This is a genomic window from Salegentibacter flavus, from assembly GCF_900115145.1.
GTDB classification, from domain to species: domain Bacteria; phylum Bacteroidota; class Bacteroidia; order Flavobacteriales; family Flavobacteriaceae; genus Salegentibacter; species Salegentibacter flavus.
The window spans coordinates 84,995-106,104 of the sequence record NZ_FOVL01000014.1 but is presented as its reverse complement, the minus strand read 5'-3'; the positions used below and the strand labels follow the sequence as shown (position 1 = coordinate 106,104).

General features: G+C 41.4%; 21 protein-coding genes. 15 read left to right on the top strand and 6 right to left on the bottom strand.

What is annotated here, in order from left to right; genetic code table 11:
- Nucleotides 1–127: 127 nt before the first annotated feature.
- From BM266_RS11715 to BM266_RS11705, 3 genes are all read right to left on the bottom strand, one after another.
- A complete protein-coding gene (locus tag BM266_RS11715) occupies nucleotides 128–2,410 on the bottom strand; it encodes a TonB-dependent receptor domain-containing protein (protein WP_093409863.1) in 2,283 nt (760 codons plus the stop codon).
- 85 nt (nucleotides 2,411–2,495) lie between these two features.
- Nucleotides 2,496–2,870 (bottom strand): hypothetical protein, encoded by a 375-nt coding sequence (locus BM266_RS11710; RefSeq protein WP_093409861.1) that lies wholly within the window; start codon nucleotides 2,868–2,870, stop codon nucleotides 2,496–2,498.
- Between the two features lie 144 nt (nucleotides 2,871–3,014).
- A complete protein-coding gene (locus BM266_RS11705) occupies nucleotides 3,015–5,372 on the bottom strand; it encodes a TonB-dependent receptor (protein WP_093409859.1) in 2,358 nt (785 codons plus the stop codon).
- 423 nt (nucleotides 5,373–5,795) lie between these two features.
- On the opposite strand from BM266_RS11705, the gene BM266_RS11700 reads away from it, so the two are divergent.
- A complete protein-coding gene (locus BM266_RS11700; RefSeq protein WP_093409857.1) occupies nucleotides 5,796–6,158 on the top strand; it encodes a CoA-binding protein in 363 nt (120 codons plus the stop codon).
- Here the strand turns inward: BM266_RS11700 and BM266_RS11695 are convergent.
- Nucleotides 6,129–7,574 (bottom strand): sodium:solute symporter, encoded by a 1,446-nt coding sequence (locus BM266_RS11695; RefSeq protein WP_093409854.1) that lies wholly within the window; start codon nucleotides 7,572–7,574, stop codon nucleotides 6,129–6,131. The two genes, BM266_RS11700 and BM266_RS11695, sit on opposite strands and share 30 nt — an antisense overlap.
- Nucleotides 7,575–7,668: 94 nt before the next feature.
- Between BM266_RS11695 and recR the strand changes: the two genes are divergently transcribed.
- Both recR and BM266_RS11685 read left to right on the top strand, forming a co-directional pair.
- Nucleotides 7,669–8,286: a recombination mediator RecR gene (recR, locus tag BM266_RS11690; RefSeq protein ID WP_093409852.1), complete on the top strand. Its 618-nt coding sequence runs from the start codon at nucleotides 7,669–7,671 to the stop codon at nucleotides 8,284–8,286.
- Nucleotides 8,287–8,487: 201 nt separating this feature from the next.
- A complete protein-coding gene (locus BM266_RS11685; RefSeq protein WP_093409849.1) occupies nucleotides 8,488–9,816 on the top strand; it encodes a dihydrolipoamide acetyltransferase family protein in 1,329 nt (442 codons plus the stop codon).
- Nucleotides 9,817–9,866: 50 nt separating this feature from the next.
- Here BM266_RS11685 and BM266_RS11680 read toward each other — a convergent pair whose 3' ends face one another.
- On the bottom strand, nucleotides 9,867–10,283 hold the full coding sequence (locus BM266_RS11680; RefSeq protein WP_093409847.1) for a BLUF domain-containing protein: 417 nt from the start codon (nucleotides 10,281–10,283) through the stop codon (nucleotides 9,867–9,869).
- Nucleotides 10,284–10,409: 126 nt separating this feature from the next.
- Between BM266_RS11680 and BM266_RS11675 the strand changes: the two genes are divergently transcribed.
- From BM266_RS11675 to BM266_RS11625, 11 genes are all read left to right on the top strand, one after another.
- Nucleotides 10,410–11,186 carry a 3'-5' exonuclease gene (locus tag BM266_RS11675; protein ID WP_093409844.1) on the top strand — a complete coding sequence of 259 codons (777 nt, stop codon included), beginning with the start codon at nucleotides 10,410–10,412 and terminating at the stop codon, nucleotides 11,184–11,186.
- Between the two features lie 12 nt (nucleotides 11,187–11,198).
- Nucleotides 11,199–11,813: a fumarylacetoacetate hydrolase family protein gene (locus tag BM266_RS11670; RefSeq protein ID WP_093409842.1), complete on the top strand. Its 615-nt coding sequence runs from the start codon at nucleotides 11,199–11,201 to the stop codon at nucleotides 11,811–11,813.
- 5 nt (nucleotides 11,814–11,818) lie between these two features.
- Entirely contained in the window at nucleotides 11,819–12,160 is a 342-nt protein-coding gene (locus BM266_RS11665) for an Hpt domain-containing protein (protein ID WP_093409838.1), read from the top strand.
- Nucleotides 12,157–13,413 (top strand): competence/damage-inducible protein A, encoded by a 1,257-nt coding sequence (locus tag BM266_RS11660; protein WP_093409836.1) that lies wholly within the window; start codon nucleotides 12,157–12,159, stop codon nucleotides 13,411–13,413. The genes BM266_RS11665 and BM266_RS11660 overlap by 4 nt, the downstream gene beginning before the upstream one ends.
- Nucleotides 13,414–13,674: 261 nt before the next feature.
- Nucleotides 13,675–13,914: a 50S ribosomal protein L28 gene (gene rpmB / locus BM266_RS11655; protein WP_093409833.1), complete on the top strand. Its 240-nt coding sequence runs from the start codon at nucleotides 13,675–13,677 to the stop codon at nucleotides 13,912–13,914.
- Nucleotides 13,915–13,939: 25 nt separating this feature from the next.
- Nucleotides 13,940–14,122: a 50S ribosomal protein L33 gene (gene rpmG, locus BM266_RS11650; protein ID WP_081211513.1), complete on the top strand. Its 183-nt coding sequence runs from the start codon at nucleotides 13,940–13,942 to the stop codon at nucleotides 14,120–14,122.
- A gap of 8 nt (nucleotides 14,123–14,130) precedes the next feature.
- A complete protein-coding gene (locus tag BM266_RS11645; RefSeq protein ID WP_093409831.1) occupies nucleotides 14,131–14,283 on the top strand; it encodes a DUF4295 domain-containing protein in 153 nt (50 codons plus the stop codon).
- A 221-nt stretch (nucleotides 14,284–14,504) separates the two neighbouring features.
- Complete coding sequence (gene ftsY, locus BM266_RS11640) at nucleotides 14,505–15,458, top strand: signal recognition particle-docking protein FtsY (RefSeq protein WP_093409828.1); 954 nt, start codon at nucleotides 14,505–14,507, stop codon at nucleotides 15,456–15,458.
- Nucleotides 15,459–15,468: 10 nt separating this feature from the next.
- Nucleotides 15,469–17,100: an amidase family protein gene (locus tag BM266_RS11635; RefSeq protein ID WP_093409887.1), complete on the top strand. Its 1,632-nt coding sequence runs from the start codon at nucleotides 15,469–15,471 to the stop codon at nucleotides 17,098–17,100.
- Complete coding sequence (locus BM266_RS11630) at nucleotides 17,100–17,378, top strand: hypothetical protein (protein WP_139220635.1); 279 nt, start codon at nucleotides 17,100–17,102, stop codon at nucleotides 17,376–17,378. The genes BM266_RS11635 and BM266_RS11630 overlap by 1 nt, the downstream gene beginning before the upstream one ends.
- A 254-nt stretch (nucleotides 17,379–17,632) precedes the next feature.
- Entirely contained in the window at nucleotides 17,633–18,493 is an 861-nt protein-coding gene (locus BM266_RS11625) for an aminotransferase class IV (RefSeq protein ID WP_093409823.1), read from the top strand.
- Nucleotides 18,494–18,570: 77 nt separating this feature from the next.
- Here BM266_RS11625 and BM266_RS11620 read toward each other — a convergent pair whose 3' ends face one another.
- Entirely contained in the window at nucleotides 18,571–20,025 is a 1,455-nt protein-coding gene (locus BM266_RS11620; RefSeq protein ID WP_093409820.1) for an MltF family protein, read from the bottom strand.
- Between the two features lie 392 nt (nucleotides 20,026–20,417).
- Between BM266_RS11620 and BM266_RS11615 the strand changes: the two genes are divergently transcribed.
- A complete protein-coding gene (locus BM266_RS11615) occupies nucleotides 20,418–21,077 on the top strand; it encodes a hypothetical protein (RefSeq protein WP_093409818.1) in 660 nt (219 codons plus the stop codon).
- Nucleotides 21,078–21,110 lie beyond the last annotated feature (33 nt).

Below are 21,110 nucleotides of genomic sequence, written 5' to 3'. Positions count from 1 at the left end.
TGGTCCTGTTGGTAAGTCTTGAATACTACTTTGCTGCTCATGCTTAAAAATAAACATGAGCACTTAATTATACAAAAAAGAGGCTGCCTTTTTAGACAGCCTCCTTTTGTTTTAGGGTTCGAAAGAATTAAAAATTGTAGTTCACAAACACAGTGAAATTCCTTCCCGGTTCGGTAATTGGTTGCCGGGTGAAATCTGCCTGGTTATTAAAGGCGAAATTCAAATGGCTGTGATAATATTTGTCAAAGACATTTAGCACTCCAACTCCTATATTCAGATTTTTTATCGCGGTGGTGCCGGCTTTCAGGTCCATAAGACTGTAGCCCGGGGTTCTGGTTTCGCCAAAAGATGGGGCAATATTTTCCTGGTCGGCGGTGATGTTATAATAAACCCCGGCCCAGAATTTCTCATTTTCATATTCTATCCTCGAGCGGCTAACCAGTGGCGGGGATAGTGGCAGGGATTCCCCAAGATCTTCATTTTGGGTGTAGGTGTAAGCGAGATCTGTTCCCAGTTTAAATCCGGAAGTAAAGGCTAGCTCCCCCGAGAGTTCAAATCCGGTTTTGTAGGCATCATCCAGGTTTCTGAAAACCTTGGGATGCACAGGAGGTTGACTCGGCATATTTCTTCTGGTTAAACTTTCGTCTACTAGTCCAACGATATAATTCTCATAAATTGAATAGAATGCACTTGCCGAGAAGCTGAAATGCTTCAGGTTTCCGGTATAAATCTCTTTTCCTTTAAGCCCAATTTCGAACTGATTGTTCACCTCTGCTTCCAGGTTTGGATTCCCTACATACTCATAAGGATCTCTACCTATATTGAAATATGCGATATAGCGTTCCTCCATATTTGCCGGTCTGGCACCTCTACCGTAGGAAAACTCCAGGGAATAATTATCCTTTAGCAATCGTTTGTATGAAACGGTTCCGCTAAAAAGCTGTTCGTCGCTTTTCCCGGTATCCGGGTATAATTCAGCAAAGCCTGCATCCGGATCTTTACTTTCAGCAACAATATGATCCAAACGAGCCCCAAAGTTGAAAATGTCCTTTTCGCTTAAGATAAATTTGGCTTCGGTAAAAACACCGTAATCATTCACGTAGCTATCCTGCCAAACCTTATCCTGGAATTCCATCGGCATTGCCAAAGGTTCTCCGGCCATACTCACTTTAACCAGGCGCTCTCTTTGCCCGTCCCGGGAAAGATTTGTGACATCTACACCTGTAAAGAGCCGCCACTTGTTGTTCAGTTTCCATTCGGTTTCCAGTTTTCCACCATAGGTGGTTGCATCTACCACAGAAATAGCCGCAGTTCGGTTAAATGAGGGACGATTGTAGTTGCTCATAATATGGTCTACAAAAGAGTAGTAAGCCTTCGCGGTTAAACCTCTTAGTTTTCCCTCCTCGGGTCTGTAATTATAGTCCAGGCTATAAATACTGCTGTTATCCTCATCGGTATCCATCATTAACCCCGCGTGTTTTACATCGCGCCCAAAAGATTGCCTGAAACCGGCTTTTAGCCTGTTGATTTCATTAAAGGAGTAACCTGCTTCCAGGTTATAACCCAGGCTTCGGAAGGAGGAAGGAATACTTCTTCCTTCTCCATCTTCATAATCACCGTAATCTCTGTGGCTGAAATTTCCCGATAGGTCCAGTTTATTTAGGTTTCCCTGAAGTTGAACCATGTTTACCATAGAATTTCCGTTGCTCTCGTAACCAGAAGAAACGCTGCCCGATAATTTGTCGGAGGTTTCCACTGCATTATCGGTGACCATATTGATGATCCCACCAGATGTATTTCCGTAACGAACGCTGAATGGACCTTTAATAATTTCAATTCGGGTAACTTCCTCGGGATTTACCAGGGTGGTGATAGGGTCCATTCGGCTTGGGCAGGCGTGCATGGCTTTAGTGCCTCCATCAAACTGAATGTTCAATTGTTCATACTGGCTGGCACGCATACTGGGATCCATCGCGTAGCTGCCTCGTTTAATTAGGGAGAACCCGTTGATGTCGCTAAAAAGCTCACCCACATTTTTAGGCTGTACTACTTTTTCCCTGAAATTCGTTTTCACCAGGCTTTGTGCAGGATCTATTTGTGGGTTCCCTCTAAGAAGGACCTCGCTAATCCTGAAAGTCAGTCTTTCGAGATAGATAACTTCTCCCGGTTTTATGTTTGTCAGACTTTGTTTTCTGTATTTTAAATGACTTATCTGAAGCGTATCTTCTTCAGAAAAATCTATAAATACCTCTCCTTTTTCATTGCTAACCGCAGCTTTATTACTGCCTTTAATGCGGATAGTAGCATTTTCTACAGGCTCCATACTAAGCTCGTCCATAAGGCTTAATTTGGATTGCGCCTGCAGCAATAGGGTTGAGGAAAGGAAAATTAATATGCTTAAAATTTTCATTTAATTCTGATTAAAATTGATATAAGTAAATTGTATCCACCGGTTAGTACCGATCGATTTTATAATTATCTGAAAAAAATTAAGCTTAAAGAGAAGGGGGATGGATAATCCTTGGTAAGTGTTGGTATTTGTAATTATTTAAATAGGCTGTAGCAGGTTCCCGTTCTTCTGAAAACTGGAAGACCTCCAGGTTTTGCATAGGATTAAAAAAGAGAACCACCTGCCGCTGCAGAAAATCAAGGTGCGATGGTTTCTCGTCAGATGTTGAATCCTTATTTAATTTGGAAAGCTCACACTTTCCGTTACATTCCATTTCGGGTTTGTCCTGGTTCACACAAAATAACTCTGTGAAACTTGAATTGTCTACCAGGTAAAAACTTACCATGAAGCCACTTTTTATGCTGTTAAACAGCATAACCGCTACAAAAAGCAGAACAATAAGTGTACTTCTTTTCTCCATTTGCCGGCAAATATAGGCCTATTTAGTACTTTAAGAATGTGACCTTAATCACAAAAGTCAAATATTTGGTGCTATAGAACAAAAAGCCCCGGCTTTTACACCGGGACCTTTTCCAACTAACCAAATAACTTATAAGTGAAATTTTTAGAAAACCCCGCCGCCCTCAGCCTGGTTGTCATCTCTCTGTTTTCTTTGCAGAGCTTTATTTTTTCCGCCCCCAAAGCGATAGGAGAAACCTAAATAAACAGTTTGTGACTCTCCTTTAAACCGGCCTTCCTGGGGCAGAGGCCTGCCGTTAATGAACCGGAATTCCTGGCTGTTAAAAATATCATTAAAATTCAGGCTCAGGCTGGCTTTATCATCCCAAAAGGAATAACGAGTTCCCGCATTCATGAAATACATGGGCTCCATATCCATTTGCAGGTTTTTGCTTTCTCCGCGGTAGAATCCGAAGAGTTGGAAGCTTAATCTTTCTGAAGCCTTAAAATTATGGCTGCTTCTAAAGGTGAAGGCAGTATTGTCGGTTTCTAAATATTGGGTTCCTACCTGCCCTTTTAATTTCTGGCTGTACACTTCAAAGCTGGTGTTGGTGCTCCACCATTTGGTGAATTTATAATTGGTAGATAATTCCAGTCCGTAAGAGTTGTTGTCCTCAAAATTGGCGAATTGCAGCAATAGGGATCCCGGCTCTTCCGGATCTTCAAGAAAAACCTGACTAATCTCGTCATTTAGATTTCTGAAGAAAACCCCCGCACTAAAACTACCTTTCTCCTCAAATTTTCGGGTATAATTAAATTCTAGCGAATTAGTGAACTGTGGCTGTAATTCCGGGTTACCTGATACCGTTAATCTCGGACTGCTAACATCCCGTATAGGAGTTACCTGGAAGAAACCCGGCCGGTCTATCCTTCGGCTATAACTAAGCTGATAGGTGTTCTTTTCTCCCGGAGTGTAAGTGATAAAACCGGAAGGATAAAGGTTTAAATAATCATCGGTAAATATTTCTTCTTTATTATAGATCGCATTCACCTTAAAGCTTTCCAGTCTTGCCCCCAATTGGTAAGACCATTTTTCAAAATTCTGACCATAGGTGGTGTAAAAACTGTAAATGTCTCTGTTATACTGGTATGTTGCATCGCTCATTTCCTCATTTGTCGTGGTAAAAGCATTATCGGTATTAAGAATTCTTGCTTCAGCACCCATTTCCAGTTTGCTGTGTTCGTTTAACGGATTCTCATAATCCAGATTTACAACGAGATTTTCTCTTTTTTCCTTAACATGATCGCGATATGCTGCCAGGTTCCCGGTATTACCTTCAAAAGTGAAACTGGAATTCTCGTCTTCATCAAAATAGTTGTAATTGCTCTCCAAAAGGATCTTGTGCCCTTCGTCATTGAACTTATGGTCAAAAATAAAATTATAAGTGGAGTTCTGGTTTTCGTAATCGAAATCCAAATTTTGGGTGAGATTGTTTTCCGGATTGTCGGGGTAGAGGATACTGAGCGAACCATCCGGGCCTCCTTTATAAGGATTCTGATTGGTATAAAAGGAAAAGGTGTTTCTGTCATTCAGATAAAAGTCTACTCCAACTTTAAATAATAAAGAACGTCTGCTGTTTACCAGATCAAAGTTTTGCCGGTAATTATCTTCAGTGAGGTAAATACGGCCAAAATTAAAGCGATCCCCCCATTGTGCTCCAAAATTTCCGAAGAAATTGAATTTGCCTTTTCGGTAATTCAGATCTAGGGAGCTATTATAGCGGGTATTTTCTCCCTGGGTTACTCCGGCGTTTAAATTGCCGTTAAAGCCGTCGTTAGCATTCTTATGCAAAACGATATTGATGATCCCACTCATGCCTTCCGGATTATATTTTGCTGAAGGATTTGTGATAAGCTCAATGCTTTTAATGGAGGTAGAGGGAATTTGCCTGAGCAATTGGGCCGCATCCATGTTGGTAGGACGCCCGTCTACTAAGATCTTCACATTGGAATTTCCCCGCAGGGCGATATTTCCGTTCTGGTCTACATTTACTGAAGGGATATTATTCATAATGTCAGAAGCACTGGCGCCTGTAGTTGTTAAGTCTTTTCCAACATTAATAACCTTGCGGTCTACGCGTTGTTCAATGGTGGTTCTTTCAGCAATGACGGTTACCCCGTCCAGCATGGCAACATCGGGCTCCAGATAGATCTTCCCAATGTTAATGTTCGAATTTCTGCTGTTGATGTCTACTTCGCGGTTGTAGGTTTTGTAACCGATAAACTGAACCTGGAGGACATATTTTCCCGCAGGAACTTTATCTATGACGAAGCTGCCATCACCGGTTGAGGTGTTTCCGGAGATAAGGTTCCCTTCCATATCATTTATCACTACCGTGGCATAAGGGATAGGTTCCTGTAATTCTTCGTCTATTACCTCGCCGGTAATATTTCCGAAGGGTTCGTTATCCGCCAGGCTTATGGCGGAAGAAAAAAGTGCGATGATTAAAAATAACTGTTTCATTTTCTGATTGATTTTGATGATTAGTATTTAATAGATGATACCTTGTTATACATATTAATTCTAGGTTTGTGTCCCCCGAAATAGCCTTATTATGTGGGCTATTCAAAAGTATTTATCTCTGCAATTCTTAAAGACTTTAAATGTTTTGTGTATAGCAATGTACTTTGTTATACATAATAAAAAGACCTAAAACTTCTAAATTTTAAAAAAGCCTTCACTATAAAAGACGCAGGTAAATCTAAAATGTTACACTTTTTTTAAAAAAAAATAAACCCATACCAAAATTCTGGTATGGGTTAAGAAAAATCCCCTCTCCCAACACTAACCATCACATTATACCGGGATTCCGGGGAAGCTTCCTATATAAAAAGACAATTCAATAATTAACTTGTTACAGTTAAACAGATATTTTACTTTTGTTATATGGAAAAGAAAACATTAGTTATTGGCGCATCCTTAAAACCCTCCCGTTATTCTAACATTGCCATTAAGCGCCTGGTGCAACACGGCCAGCCTACCGTTGCGATAGGTTTGCGTGAGGGAGAGGTCGAGGGAGTTAAAATAAAAAAAGATAAACCTCAGTTTGAAGACATAGATACAGTTACTTTGTACCTGAGTGCGCCACGTCAATCCGAATACTACGATTATATTCTCTCTTTAAACCCGGAGAGAGTGATCTTTAATCCCGGCACAGAGAATCCTGAATTTTATGAAATTCTGCAGAAAAATCATATTGAAGTGGAGCCTGCCTGTACTTTAGTTATGCTCTCTACGAATCAATACTAAGCCCAGGAAGGTTAAGGCACCATTTAATATCAGGATAAAGAACCCGAATTCAAATCCGAACCAGTTAAGGCTGTTGATACTTATTATATAAGAAAGTATCGGAGCAAGTATTGCCACCAGGGGTACGAGTTTATCTTTTATCTTCCAATCTGTGAATAGCCCAAGTGTATAAAGTCCCAGTAAAGGGCCATAAGTATAACCGGCGAATTCAAAGAGTTTATTGATCACACTTTTATCGGCGATGGCATACTTAAAGATCAGCATCACCAGTATCATCAGGATAGATATTGCGATGTGTATCTGTTTTCTAATTCTTATCTGTTTTTTTTCGTTATAATACTTTTCGATTTCCAGGATATCTAAACTAAAAGACGTGGTGAGCGCAGTTAAGGTGCCATCGGCACTGGAGTAAGCTGCAGCGATCAAACCCAGCACAAAGAGTATGGCAACGCCAATTCCCAATTCTCCACTGGTGGCAATTGCGGGGAAAAGTTCATCTTTAATAGCGTCAATTCCGTTAAGGTCGGCATATTGAGTGAGTAGAACCCCCAGAATTAAGAACAGCATATTTACTATGGTGAGCACCATCGTAAAAGTGAACATATTTTTTTGTGCATCTTTAAGATTCCTGCAGGTAAGGTTCTTCTGCATCATATCCTGGTCGAGACCTGTCATTACTATCGCGATAAAAGCCCCGCTAACAAATTGTTTTATAAAATGATGACTGCTTTTCCAATCGTCGAAAAAGAAAATCTGTGTCAACCCGGTATCAGAAAGGTAATTGATCATTCCTGCTCCTGAGACTCCTAATTCTTCTGAAAGTACCACCAGGGTAACTCCCAGTGCCAAGAGCATAAACAGGGTTTGTAAGGTGTCTGTCCAGACTACTGTTTTAATCCCGCTTCTGAAGGTGTAAAGCCAGATAAGAAAAATTGTTACCGTAACCGTAGCATAATACGGAATTCCCAGTCCGTCAAATAATATAAGCTGAAGAACATTTGCCACCAGAAAAAGCCTGAAACTTGAACCCACAATTCGCGAAAGCAGAAAGAATGATGCCCCGGTTTTATAGGAATATTTTCCGAAGCGGGAATCCAGGTAGGAATAGATCGAAGTGAGGTTTAGCCGGTAATAAAGCGGGAGCAATACCAGGCCTATCACTGCATAACCCACAGTATACCCCAAAACCACCTGGAAATAACTAAAGCTATCGGTGGTAACTGTACCGGGAAGTGAAATAAAGGTCACTCCACTCAGGGAGGCTCCAATCATCCCAAAGGCTACAATATACCATGGCGATTGCCGGTTTGCCCTGAAGAATTCAGCATTGGTGCCGGCACGGCTGGAAAAAAAGGAGATTAAAAACAAGACGCCGAAATAGGCGGCGATCAAAAGCAAGATTTGGTAAGGCTGCATAAGATTTTCTTCTGAAAAGGCGAATTTACAAATTCAGGTTAAACTTGGGAGTTTTCGGCCAAAATTCGTCCGGTAAAAATCTTAACTTTGCGCTATGGATTTTTCATCAAAATTGCTGGAGCAGGCTGTAGACGAAATGTCACAGTTACCGGGTATAGGAAAGAGAACCGCTTTAAGGTTGGTTTTGCATCTATTGAAGCAACCAGAAGCTCAAACCCAAAACCTGGCTTCCGCATTAACGAAACTACGCAGCGAGATAAAACTCTGTAAAAACTGTTTTAATATTAGCGATACCGAATTATGTGATATCTGTGCCAATCCGGCCCGGAATGAAGAATTGGTTTGTGTGGTAGAAGACATCCGCGATGTGATGGCTATTGAGAACACCGGGCAATACCGGGGGCATTATCACGTGCTGGGCGGAAAGATTAGCCCGATGGATGGAGTGGGACCCTCGCAACTTAATATTCATCCCCTCATAGAAAAGGTGAAGGCCGGGAAAGTGGAGGAGATTATTTTTGCACTTAGCAGTACACTGGAAGGAGACACCACCAACTTTTATATTTTCAAACAACTGGAAGGCACTAAAATAAAAACTTCTACCATTGCCCGCGGAATTTCTGTCGGAGACGAGCTCGAATATGCCGATGAGGTAACACTGGGGCGAAGCATTGCCAATCGGGTTCCCTTTGAAAGTTCATTAAAGGGCTAACAAAAGTGCCAAATTCGATTTTTTTTCGGGTAAAAATTTAGTTTCAGCCTTTGAAATTGTAAATTTACCGGAATCCGACTTTATCATTAGCTTCGATAAATCATTATTAAAACCAAGTTTTATTGATTTTTTAATATTCAAATGGAGTATTTTTGGTAAATTCGCAAATACAAACCAAAAAATTAGCGTTCTAATATAGATATGGCAAAATTCGAACTTAAGCTACCCAAGATGGGGGAAAGTGTTGCCGAGGCAACCATTACCAGTTGGTTAAAAGAGGTGGGAGACACCATTGATGCCGATGAACCCGTACTGGAAATAGCAACCGACAAAGTTGATAGTGAAGTCCCAAGTGAAGTAGAAGGGAAATTGATAGAAAAACTCTTCGATATTGATGATGTAGTGCAGGTGGGCCAGACTATAGCTATTATTGAAACAGATGCTGAAATCTCAGCCGATGATGATCTTGAAGTGGATCTGGGCGAGGAAGCGTCTGAAGAAGCACTCACCGAGGAAGTAGAAGCCAGCGTGGAAGCAGCAAAGGTAGCTGTAGGAAGCGAGGATTTCTCAGACTCTGATCGTTTTTATTCTCCACTGGTAAAAAATATTGCCAGAGAGGAAGGCATTAGCTTCGAAGAGCTTGAAAAGCTCGAAGGAACAGGCAAGGATGGTCGCGTGACCAAAGATGATATTCTAGGTTATGTGAAAACCAGAAAAGAACAGCCTGCGCAAGACAAACCGGCTCAGCCCAAGGCGCAACCTATAGATACCGGTAAACTTGAAGGCGCGATGGCCGGGGAAGAAACCACTATGCGTTCCGGGGAAGATGAAATTATTGAAATGAACCGAATGGGCAAGATGATTGCTCATCATATGGTTCAAAGTACCCAGACTTCAGCGCACGTTCAATCTTTTATTGAAGTTGATGTAACCAAAATCTGGAACTGGAGAAATAAACATAAAGGGGAATTTGCTAAGCGGGAAGGTGAAAAATTAACCTTTACCCCAATCTTTATGGAGGCCGTAGCTAAAACAATTCGTGATTTCCCGATGATCAATATCTCTATTGATGGCGATAAGATCATCAAAAAGAAAAATATTAACCTGGGAATGGCAGCTGCTCTTCCCGATGGAAACCTTATTGTACCCGTAATTAAAAATGCCGACAGGCTTAACCTTGTTGGTATGGCTAAGGCTGTTAACGACCTTGCGAGCCGTGCCCGCCAGAACAAACTGAAACCGGATGAGATTCAGGGGGGTACTTATACCGTCACAAATGTGGGAACCTTTGGCAGTGTAATGGGAACTCCAATTATCAATCAGCCACAGGTTGGAATCCTTGCATTAGGCGCTATTAGAAAAGTTCCTGCTGTAATTGAAACTCCCGACGGAGATTTTATAGGAATAAGATATAAAATGTTCTTATCGCACAGCTATGATCACCGGGTGGTAAATGGAGCCCTGGGTGGACAGTTCGTGCAGCGCGTAGCTCAGTACCTGGAAAGTTTTGATAGCGACAGAACGATTTAGAAAACAAAATTTAGTAAAAAGGAAAGCCGCAATTGATTTTGCGGCTTTTTTTATAGATTTTTAATAAAGGACTTAAGCAGCTGCAAGGCCGGGTGCTCCTTATCTATTGCTTCTGAAAAAAGCGCCTGCCGATTCAGGTTTTTATAACCGGTTATTTCCCTGGCTTCTTCAGGATTAAGACTTTCAAAAGCCATAGACCAGTCTGCAAAGCTCCTGGTTTCAGAATATCCATAATCCAGGATCAAAACCTCCTGATGTCTTTTGTCTTTTGATATTTTTTCGAATAAGCTGGTTATATCTTCTTCTTTTCCTTCCAGAAATTGGATAAACAAACCCTCATAACAAATGAGCATGCCGGTAATTCCGGCAGCCTCATTACTGCTCCTGGCCTGGGAAAGCATGTTTTCCAGGGCGGAATCGGTTAAGGAATGAGATTGCTGACTAACGTAAGAGAGGTATTTTAACACTTATAAAAAGTTTCAGATCTATTCAAAGATATAAAATCCTTTCCACAGAATAAGGAGTTCTTCTCTGGGTTTTCGGCTAAAGCAACCAGCTAAATTATGGTATATTTGCCCAAAAGAAGCTTTCTCATGGAATTAAACTTAACCAAACCTATATGTTTTTTTGATCTTGAGGCCACCGGAACTAACCTGGCAAAAGATCGCATTGTTGAAATCGCCATTTTAAAGATATTTCCCAACGGCAATAAGGAAAGTAAAACCTGGCTGGTAAACCCTGAAATCACCATTCCGGAGGAAGTTATCGCCATCCATGGGATCACAAACGAGAAAGTGGCTAATGAGCCTACATTTAAGGAACTGTCTTCAAAGGTCTACGAGATGATAAAAGGCTGCGACCTTGCCGGCTATAATTCCAACCGTTTTGATATTCCTCTTTTGGTGGAAGAATTGCTTCGGGCAGGGATAGACTTCGACCTGAAGAATGTTGTCGCTGTAGATGTACAAACAATTTTTCATAAAAAAGAACAACGAACCCTTTCTGCAGCTTATCAGTTTTACTGCGGAAAGAATCTCGAAGATGCCCATACTGCCGAAGCAGATACCAATGCGACTTATGAAGTGTTGAAATCTCAGTTGGAGCGGTATGAAGATCTTGAAAACGACATAAAGTACCTCGCCGAATATTCAGCGAGAAAGCGTTTTGCCGATTTTGCCGGTTTCGTGGTGTATGATAAAAAAGGGGATGAAGTATTTGGTTTTGGAAAGTTTAAAGGAAAGAACGTAGCCGAGGTTTTTGAAAAAGAGCCGGGTTATTTTGGCTGGATCCAGAATGCCGATTTTCCCCTGTATACCAAAAGAGTGTTAACCGCTATTAAATTAAGAAAACTAAATACCAAAATTAAGTAGAAGTTTCTTGCTATGAAGATTATTTGTATAGGTAGAAATTACACCGAACACATTGCCGAGCTTGAAAATGAAAAACCCGAAGAACCCGTAATCTTCCTGAAACCCGATACGGCTATTTTGCTCAAAAAACAGCCGTTCTTCATTCCCGATTTTTCTGAAGAGGTGCATTATGAGGTTGAGGTTTTAGTGAAGATCAAGAAAGTGGGAAAACATATTCAGCCTAAATTCGCTCATAAGTATTACGATGAGATAGGTTTGGGAATAGATTTTACCGCGCGGGATCTTCAGAAGAAATTGAAAGAGAAAGGTTTGCCCTGGGAGAAAGCAAAGGCCTTTGACGGGGCAGCCGTGATAGGAGAAAAATGGATATCCAAAAAATCGTTTTCCGATATAAATAATATTAACTTTAGTCTTCTGAAAAACGAAAAGAGCGTTCAGCAGGGCAACACCTCTCATATGTTGTGGAAAATCGATGAGTTGATAGCCTATGTCTCAGAGTTTTTTACCCTCAAGATAGGGGACGTTATTTTTACAGGAACTCCTGCGGGAGTAGGAAAAGTTGAAGCCAACGACAGGTTGACTGGATTTTTGGAAAAGGAAAAAATGTTTTCAATCAATATTAAATAGCGATTATGAGCAGTTACAATTTAGAGGGTGTAGAAGAGATGGCTGGAGGTGACAAGGAATTCATGAAAGTGGTGGTGCAGACTTTTTTAGAAGAAATTCCACCGGATGTAGATGCGATGAATGAAGCTATCTCTAATAATAATCCTACTCTGGCATATCAGTATGCACACAAGATGAAACCTAACCTGCAATTGTTTGGTCTGGAGCTTATGGATGAGGTAAAAGTGATAGAAAGCTGGGCAAAAGCAGGAAGGAAGAAGGATGAAGTGCCACAGGCGGCAGCCAAGATCACCAAAAAAGTAAAGGTGGCAGGCATCGCCCTTAGAAGAGATTTTGAACTCGAATGAAAGCAGAGATAATTACTATTGGCGACGAGATACTAATAGGCCAGATTATAGATACCAATTCGGCTTTTCTCGCTTCTGAGTTAAATAAGATCGGGATCGCTGTACATCAGATCTCCAGTATTGAAGATAAAAGATCCCATATTCTTACCGCTTTAAAAGAAGCTTCTCAAAGGGCAGAGATCGTGCTCATAACCGGTGGTTTAGGTCCAACCCGGGATGATGTCACCAAATCCAGTCTTTGCGCTTATTTTGAAGATGAGCTCACCGAAAATAAAGAGGTCCTGCAGCATATTGAGCAGCTCTTTGAAAAATATATAGAAACCCCAATTTCTGATCTAAACCGAAGACAGGCCCTTGTGCCGAGTCAGGCCGAAGTGCTTTTCAATAAATACGGAACCGCGCCGGGGATGTTATTACGTAAGGATGGGGTAATGTATATCTCCCTTCCGGGAGTGCCTTTTGAGATGAAAGAACTGGTGAAGAATGAAGTGCTGCCCAGGCTGCAACAGGAATTCAAACGTCCTGTAATTCTTCATAAAACAGTTATTACCTACGGACTTGGCGAAAGTGCCATTGCCGAAAAAATATCAGACTGGGAGGACCAACTGCCTGAAAATATAAAATGTGCATACCTGCCCAATTTTGGGAAGGTAAGGATAAGGCTCACCGCTATTGGAGATAATGAAGAGCACCTTCAAAATTCTATAGCCAGCTTGTTTACCGACCTGCATCAGTTGATCGGGGATATTATTGTGGGCTACGAAGATGATGAACCCGTAGAGATTCAAATTGGCAGATTGCTTTCATCTGCAAAACAAACCATTGCAACCGCAGAGAGTTGTACCGGCGGCCGCATTGCCAATTTACTGGCTACTCCGCCCGGAGCTTCTGTGTATTATAAAGGCAGTGTGGTGAGCTATGCCACCGCAATTAAGGAAGAGATACTGAAGATCCCTTCCGAATTAATAGAAAAACACAGCGTGGTTAGTGCAGAGGTAGCTGAAGCCATGGCAAGGAATGTCCGGTTGATTCTTAAAACCGATTTTGCCATTGCTACTACCGGAAATGCGGGACCGGCAAAAGGAGACAGCGATGCAGAGATAGGCACCGTTTTTATAGGTATTGCCACTCCCGAAGGTGTGTATTCCAAAAAATTCATCTTCGGAAATCACCGGGAAAAAGTGATCGGGAAAGCTGTGCATAAAAGTATGGAGCTTATTTTAAGTGAAATTCTTAAATTTGCTAATGCATAATTTTTTTCAGCCTTCTACCTGGGTTTGCCGTTTTGTTAGCAATGAGGAGATGCCTGAAAGCCAACATGTTGCTTGTCGTCTGTAAATTAAGGGGATAGCTTTTTGATTGAAGCCTTAATAACAGGGGGATACCGGGAGCAGAAATTCAGAAGAAAGAAAAAATAAAGCCCACGAAATTTTTTTAAAAAATGAGTTGCCGATTAGGTAAAAAAATCGTTAATTTGCAGCCTGTTTTGAAATAACAAGTTAAAGAATAGAACAATGTCAAGAGTTTGTGAACTTACGGGAAAAAAGGCGATGGTAGGAAACAATGTTTCTCACGCGATGAACAAAACCAAGCGTAAATTTAACGCCAATCTGGTTAAAAAACGTTTTTTTATTCCTGAAGAGGACAGATGGGTAACTTTAAAGGTTTCTACTTCTGCACTTAAAGATATTAATAAAAAAGGCATCTCTGCTGTGATGAAAGAAGCAAGGGAGAAAGGCTTTTTAAAGAAATAATTCCCAGGCATAAAAACATAGAATAATGGCAAAGAAAGGCAACAGAGTACAGGTGATTTTAGAGTGTACAGAGCATAAGGAGTCTGGGCAACCAGGAACTTCGAGATACATCACTACCAAAAATAAAAAGAATACACCGGATAGAATGGAGCTGAAGAAATTCAACCCTATTCTTAAGAAAATGACGGTTCACAAAGAGATAAAATAATTTAAGTCATGGCAAAGAAATCAGTAGGAACTATACAAACAGGGGCTAAAAGATTGACCAAAGCGATTAAAATGGTTAAATCTCCAAAAACCGGTGCTTATACTTTTGTAGAAGCAATTATGGCTCCGGAAAACGTGAACGACTTTTTAAAGAAAAAGTAATTTAGTACTTAAAGTACAAGACATTATAAAAAGCCGTCTGGATAATCTCCGGGCGGCTTTCTTTGTTTGCGGCTTTGTGCAGGAGCATATCCGGCCCGGGAGGCGGTTCTTATTTTCTGTAAGCGCAGACTGTGGTATGCAAACCCATTTATGTATATTTACACTTATTATTGCTGAATTTCTCTTGCCGGAAATTCCCTTTTTTTAAACCAAACCAAGAAATGAGCTTATTTAAAAAAATGTTTTCCAAGGATAAGAAGGAAAACCTTGATAAAGGCCTTGAAAAGACCAAATCCAGCTTCTTTGATAAAATGAGCAAGGCTGTTGCCGGTAAATCTAAAGTAGATGATGAGGTTTTAGATGACCTTGAAGACGTGCTGATAAGCAGCGATGTAGGTGTAGCCACCACTATCAAGATCATTAACCGAATAGAAGAAAGAGTAGCCCGGGATAAATACCTGGGAACCGATGAGCTTAACAAGATCCTGCGAGAAGAGATCGCTGCTCTTATGTCAGAAAGCGAATCTGGAGAAGCTGCCAATATCCAACTACCCGATGTAAAACCATACGTAATTATGGTGGTTGGGGTTAACGGAGTGGGAAAAACCACTACCATCGGGAAACTGGCACATCAGTTTAAAAGCGCGGGAAAAAAGGTGGTCCTGGGGGCTGCAGATACCTTCCGTGCTGCTGCTATAGACCAACTACAGATCTGGGCCGATCGCACCGATGTACCTATCATAAAACAAAAAATGGGAAGCGATCCTGCTTCCGTAGCCTTCGATACCGTACAGAGCGCCGTTAAAATGGATGCCGATGTAGTGCTAATCGATACCGCCGGCCGTTTGCATAATAAGGTAAACCTAATGAACGAGCTTACCAAGGTGAAACGCGTGATGCAAAAGGTGATTCCGAATGCTCCACACGAGGTGCTTTTGGTTTTAGACGGCTCTACCGGGCAGAATGCCTTTGAACAGGCTAAACAATTTACCGCCGCTACCGAGGTGACCTCTCTTGCGGTCACCAAACTTGACGGTACCGCAAAAGGTGGCGTGGTAATCGGCATCAGTGACCAGTTTAAAATCCCTGTAAAATATATAGGTGTAGGCGAAGGCGTTGAAGACCTACAGGTTTTCAATAAATATGAATTCGTTGATTCTTTCTTTAAACAATAAAACCCCTCTTATGAAAAAACTTATACTCCTGCTTAGTCTTGCCCTGTTTATTGCCTGCGGCGATAAAGAAACCGAAAAAGATACTTCAGAAAATACCAAAGACACAGTCGCGCAACCGGAAGAATTGGAGTATAAGGTCCTGGATTCAGAATTTATCTTACTGGATTCGCTTTGGGCTCCTTTTGAACAGGAACTCGCAGCCTTTGCTGATGATCGCTATTCCGAATTAAAGGAAAACCTGCTGGAAGCCGATATCCCTGCAATTCAGGAGCAGATTAAAAACGGGGAGCTTTCTTATGAAGAGCTTGTCTTGTTCTATCTGCACCGAATCAAAAAATACGACAGGGAGAACGAGCTTTCCCTGAACTCGGTTATTTCCCTGAACAAGGACATTCTGAAAGAAGCCCGGGAAAAAGATGAAGCCCTGAAGAACGGAGGCGACCGTCATCCTATCTTCGGAATTCCGGTGCTTTTAAAAGATAATATCAATTCTGAAATTGCTTCAACTACTGCGGGGTCGGTGGCACTGCGGAATAATGAAACCGAAGATGCATACATCGTGGAGCAGCTGAAAAAGAACGGAGCCCTCATTTTAGGTAAAGCCAACCTAAGCGAATGGGCATATTTCTTTTGTGGTGACTGCCCAAGCGGGTATTCGGCCATTGGGGGGCAAACCCTTAACCCCTACGGAAGAAAGATTTTTGATACAGGCGGTTCCAGCTCAGGAAGTGCCGTGGCTGTGGCAGCTAATTTAGCGCCTGTAGCCATAGGATCTGAGACATCAGGTTCCATTCTGTCGCCATCGAGTCAGAACTCCCTGGTGGGTCTTAAACCTACTATCGGACTCCTGAGCAGGGGTGGGATCGTACCAATTTCAGGGACGCTTGACACTCCGGGACCTATCACCAAATCGGTGGTAGATAATGCGATCCTGTTATCGGCTATGACCGGGAAGGATGACACCGATCCTGCTTCAGAAGGTTTTGCAGCTCCTGTGCAGGATTACTACAGTGATTTGAAAAATGCCAGCGTAGCGGGAAAACGCTTTGGTGCGATAAAAGAACTGATGGAAGATACGCTGTATGTAAGGGCTGTGGAAGATCTAAGAAAAGCAGGAGCCGAAGTAGTGGAATTTGAAGCCGAAGAAGTTGAGCTTCCTAATTTTGTAAGACTTTTGAATCTGGATATGAAAAACGACCTGCCCGAATATTTTGACAAATATGGCGGGAATACCGGCTTCTCATCCGTAGAAGACCTTGTGAAATTCAATATTGAAGATTCAACACTTAGAATGCCTTATGGCCAGGCTTTATTTGAAGGGATCCTGCAGGATTCAGCTTCCGCAGAAGATTTTGCAGCCATAAAAGATACCTTAAACCGAAACGGGAAGCAGTTCTTTGATGCGCCTATGAAGGAACACGATCTTGACGCCGTGCTTTCCATAAATAATTATCACGCCGGATTTGCAGCGGTAGCCAAATATCCTGCTATAACAGTGCCTATGGGCTTTAATGAAGAGGGTGCGCCAAAAGGTTTGACAATGATAACAACTCCCAATGGGGAGCAGAACCTGTTAAGCTGGGCCGCAGCTTACGAAAAGCAATCTAAAAGACGTGAAGCTCCAGAAAAATACACCGACTAATGCGCAGTGATTATCTTTCGCTCATCTCGAAGATCATTTTCTTTTACAGCATCTTTTATGTGGTGATGAAAATAATCGCAGCGGTGGGTGGGAATGCTCCCTATGCCAATTTAGTCCTGGCTGTGCCATATCTCGCTTTTGCCACAGTTGGCTGGGTGATGGTCAAAAAGAAAAGCTACCACTGGGCCTACGTGATCGCGGGAGCCATCGTGATAAGCCTGGTGCGGTATTTTGAACAGGACTGGATGATCGCCATTGAAAGTTATTTCGGCGGCTGAAAACCGGAAGTTAAATATGTACGTCATCCCGGGCGTGACCCGGAATCCCATCGAGTTAAGTTTTATTTGTTTAATGTTCCCTATTCACTAAATTGAGACCCTGAATCGAGCCTGCCTGCCGGCAAGACAGGTTCAGGGTGATGGGAAAAAACATTATCTTTTTTTTAAGCTGATTTCTCCTGTATTTTCCGATTTTTACCTTATCTATTGAAGAGCAATTATTCTATAATCAATATACTTTATACCATCTCAACGTGAAACCTAAAAAATCCTATCCCAAAGAAGTTTACCTGAACGGCAGCTGGCTAAAACCGGAAAAAGCACAGGTCTCTGTTTTTGACCGCGGCTTTATGCTGGGGGACGGGATCTACGAAGTGAGTCCGTTTTATAAGGGAAAAGCCTTTAAACTGAAGGAGCATTTGCAGCGGCTTCAGTATTGCCTGGATGAGATAAGCCTGGATTTTGATGCATTTTCTTTGGAGGAGGTTATTTATGAAGCCATAGAGCGGGCAAAACTTTCTACTGAAGATTGCGCGGTCTATATGCAGGTTACCCGCGGGGTGGCCCCCAGAACCCATTATTATCCCGAGGATGCCAGGCCCACCGTTTTGCTGTATGTCTTCCCCGTGATTTTGGAAGGCTTTGAAAAAAAGACCTGGGACGTAATGGCTACTGAAGATAAGCGCTGGCATCGTTGTGATATTAAATCTACCGCCCTTTTAGCCAATGTAATGGCCAACGAAGAAGCCGTCGCTGCCGGTTTCGCTGAAAACCTGCTGGTACGTAAAGGATATTTTACCGAAGGTTCCCACTCCAGCCTCTTTTTTGTAAAATACGGGGTGGTGCATACCCATCCCGAAGGTCCCCAGATTCTCTCGGGCATTACCCGGGCCGAAGTGATTAAAATCTGCTCCGACTTAGGGATCAAAGTGCGTGAAAAAGCCGTTCATATTGACGAACTGGTGGAAGTAGAAGAGATTTTTGTAACCGGTACCACCACGCAAATTATCCCCGTAACTTCCATTACCCACAAAAACAAAAAGGTTTATAGTGCCAGCAAAGACAGTATTACTAAAAAATTACAGCAGTTTTTTATAGAACGCACCAGGAGCTAGGGATTTAGTAGAGTTACCAGGCATTTGTTCTTTGTGAAAAAAGGCAGAATGAGTGATGACCATCTTTAAGTCGGGGTTTATTCTTCAATAAATTGTTTGTAGTGCTCGTAGCGTAAAAATATATCTCTTACATAATTGTATGGTTCTGTTCCTCTCACGAACCCATGTCTAACCACATCATCCAGGTAGTATTTCTTATCCTTTAATTTCAGCATATATTTTTCTACATTTTCATCCCATACATGCGGGTTCTTGCCATTTTTTTCTGCCAGGCGCATAGCGTCATAAACATGACCGGCGCCACAGTTGAAAGCGGCTAAAGTGAACTTCACTTTTTGGATTGAGTCTTCCACGACTTCAAAATTATCACGCATCCTTTCTAAATATTTTACGCCCCCTTTTACATTTTGTTCCGGATTGTAATTGTTGCTAACGCCAACTTCTTTGGCGGTAGCCGGCATTAATTGTATTAGGCCGGTTGCCCCTGCCCAGGACTCTGCTTTAGGATCAAACCTGGATTCCTGGTAAATTTGGGAAGAAAGGAAACGCCAATCCCATCCTATTTCAGAAGCATTTGCTTTAATAATATCGTCGTACTTACTAATCTTATTGCTGTTTTTACTGTAGAAATCGCTTTTAATCCTACTCCTATTAGATCTGGTATTTTTAAAGTACTTGTTATAAATCACATAGTAATCGTCTGACTTTTTCTCTTTTTTAATCCATTTGTTTATCGCCTTGAGCAGGTTGGGAGAATTCTGTCTTACCGCCCAGGCTATGCGTTGCGAAAAGGAAACCCTGGTGTCGATATTTAGAATAGGGTAGTAGGTCTTATTAACAGCCGCGATATTATAATCGGCAATTGTTCTTTCAATTTCGCCATCCACTACCATTTTAATTATTTCATCTGTAGTAATATTTCCTTCAATATGTTCTATCGGAATTTCAGCACCAATCTCATTCTGCAGGTTTTCAAGTCTTTCAGCATAAGATGAATTTTCTCTAACCCATACGGTATCGTTTATTAATTCCAGCGTGTTTAAAATTAATTGTTTATCGATTTTGTAGCCGGGTAGGGAGCGCCAATTGTCGGGCATTCGCTGTACTAAAGCCTGGTGGGTTACGTAGTGGTTTTCTGTAAAACTTACCAGGTTTTTTCTGGGCTCAGTTATGGTTAAACCATAGGCGATTAAATCGGCTTCGCCATTGTTTAACATATCAAATAGGTCATTGATATCTTCAGCGATTGTGATTTTCAGTTTTAAGCCTAGGTTTTTGGCGAGGCGGGATAATAACTCATACTCAAAGCCCATGGGCATTCCCTTATACAGAAAATAGCTTGTGGAATTGTATATGCTTATCGCATGTAGCACCCCATCTTCCTGTATGGCCTTTAGATCTTTAGAAATTTTATAAGGTTTAGGGTCTTGTTTGGTTCCAAACACGCCATCCCCGGAGCCATTATTCCCTTGAGAACAAGCTGCGAAAATTATAAGAACAACAATGAAAAGAGCACTCCTTTTTAACTTCATAGCCTTCAAAATACAAAGAAATAGGGGAGTTGCGTAAAAATTTGTTAAATAATAAAAAATTTGACACTTGTTTAAGGGAGGGCTTGTTCCTGTTTTAAATCCATATCAGCAAATTCCCTATGTGATTTTTTAAACAGTAAAGCCTAAAGATTAGACATTGGTTTCGGATTCTACTTCTCATTAAAAGATTAACCAAAAACCAGCTAATTATCTGTTTAATAGATTTTTATGCTGAGATATATCATTTTTAAAATAGTTGATGCATCCTATTTTTAATAAAAAATTTGTTACAAACTAAATCATATTTAAAATGGGCCATCTGTCCTTATCCTGAGCCAGCGGTTATGGGAGAGTTCTAGGTTTTTGATATAAAGTATTAATAAAACGCCACGATGAGGAAAATCTACAACATAGGTTTTATAGCCGGAATGTTTGCATTTACGGCAAACGTATTTTTTGTGATTGCGCAAATCCTCCAACTTTTGGGTTTGCTTAGCTATCCTTATGATGAGATTTCAATCTATGGATTTTCTCTCTGTATCGTGATTCCGTTTTTATTAGAGATCTTAGCGCTTCATTATGTAACACCTAAGCAGAAAAAATTCTGGAGCCACGCTGCGCTTATCTTCACGGTGATCTACGCGATTTTTGTTACTGCAAATTACGTGGTGCAGCTCGCAACGGTTATTCCTTTTACCTTACAGGGCAGAGCCGACCAAATTGAAGTGCTCGTACAGTATCCACATTCCCTGTTTTGGAATTTTGATGCTATAGGTTACATCACTATGGGGATAGCTTCTCTATTCGTGCTTCCCCTGTTTAAAAAGCAAGGATTCGACAAGTGGGTTCGAGCTGCATTTTTGGCAAATGTACTGGTCACACCACTTATCGCGTTTGTGTATTTCTACCCTTATTTTTCTGAAAAAATATTACTACTTGGCATCCCCTGGATAATTACTGCGCCATTAATGATGCTTTTACTGGCGCTACGTTTCAGGAAACAAAAAATAAAACATATTGGAAACCAACAAAGAATGAAACAAAGCAAATAAAACCAGTGGCAGACTTAAAATCAGAGCCCTGTT

Bases quoted from the DNA above. Each gene is read 5' to 3' on its own strand.
- BM266_RS11630 (WP_139220635.1), top strand. From the start codon at position 17,100: ATGCGCAGTGATTATCTTTCGCTCATCTCGAAGATCATTTTCTTTTAC.
- BM266_RS11670 (WP_093409842.1), top strand. From the start codon at position 11,199: ATGAAGATTATTTGTATAGGTAGAAATTACACCGAACACATTGCCGAG.
- BM266_RS11635 (WP_093409887.1), top strand. From the start codon at position 15,469: ATGAAAAAACTTATACTCCTGCTTAGTCTTGCCCTGTTTATTGCCTGC.
- BM266_RS11645 (WP_093409831.1), top strand. From the start codon at position 14,131: ATGGCAAAGAAATCAGTAGGAACTATACAAACAGGGGCTAAAAGATTG.
- BM266_RS11710 (WP_093409861.1), bottom strand. From the start codon at position 2,870: ATGGAGAAAAGAAGTACACTTATTGTTCTGCTTTTTGTAGCGGTTATG.
- BM266_RS11675 (WP_093409844.1), top strand. From the start codon at position 10,410: ATGGAATTAAACTTAACCAAACCTATATGTTTTTTTGATCTTGAGGCC.
- BM266_RS11705 (WP_093409859.1), bottom strand. From the start codon at position 5,372: ATGAAACAGTTATTTTTAATCATCGCACTTTTTTCTTCCGCCATAAGC.
- BM266_RS11695 (WP_093409854.1), bottom strand. From the start codon at position 7,574: ATGCAGCCTTACCAAATCTTGCTTTTGATCGCCGCCTATTTCGGCGTC.
- BM266_RS11620 (WP_093409820.1), bottom strand. From the start codon at position 20,025: ATGAAGTTAAAAAGGAGTGCTCTTTTCATTGTTGTTCTTATAATTTTC.
- recR (WP_093409852.1), top strand. From the start codon at position 7,669: ATGGATTTTTCATCAAAATTGCTGGAGCAGGCTGTAGACGAAATGTCA.
- BM266_RS11660 (WP_093409836.1), top strand. From the start codon at position 12,157: ATGAAAGCAGAGATAATTACTATTGGCGACGAGATACTAATAGGCCAG.
- BM266_RS11715 (WP_093409863.1), bottom strand. From the start codon at position 2,410: ATGAAAATTTTAAGCATATTAATTTTCCTTTCCTCAACCCTATTGCTG.
- BM266_RS11615 (WP_093409818.1), top strand. From the start codon at position 20,418: ATGAGGAAAATCTACAACATAGGTTTTATAGCCGGAATGTTTGCATTT.
- BM266_RS11665 (WP_093409838.1), top strand. From the start codon at position 11,819: ATGAGCAGTTACAATTTAGAGGGTGTAGAAGAGATGGCTGGAGGTGAC.
- rpmB (WP_093409833.1), top strand. From the start codon at position 13,675: ATGTCAAGAGTTTGTGAACTTACGGGAAAAAAGGCGATGGTAGGAAAC.
- BM266_RS11700 (WP_093409857.1), top strand. From the start codon at position 5,796: ATGGAAAAGAAAACATTAGTTATTGGCGCATCCTTAAAACCCTCCCGT.
- BM266_RS11685 (WP_093409849.1), top strand. From the start codon at position 8,488: ATGGCAAAATTCGAACTTAAGCTACCCAAGATGGGGGAAAGTGTTGCC.
- rpmG (WP_081211513.1), top strand. From the start codon at position 13,940: ATGGCAAAGAAAGGCAACAGAGTACAGGTGATTTTAGAGTGTACAGAG.
- ftsY (WP_093409828.1), top strand. From the start codon at position 14,505: ATGAGCTTATTTAAAAAAATGTTTTCCAAGGATAAGAAGGAAAACCTT.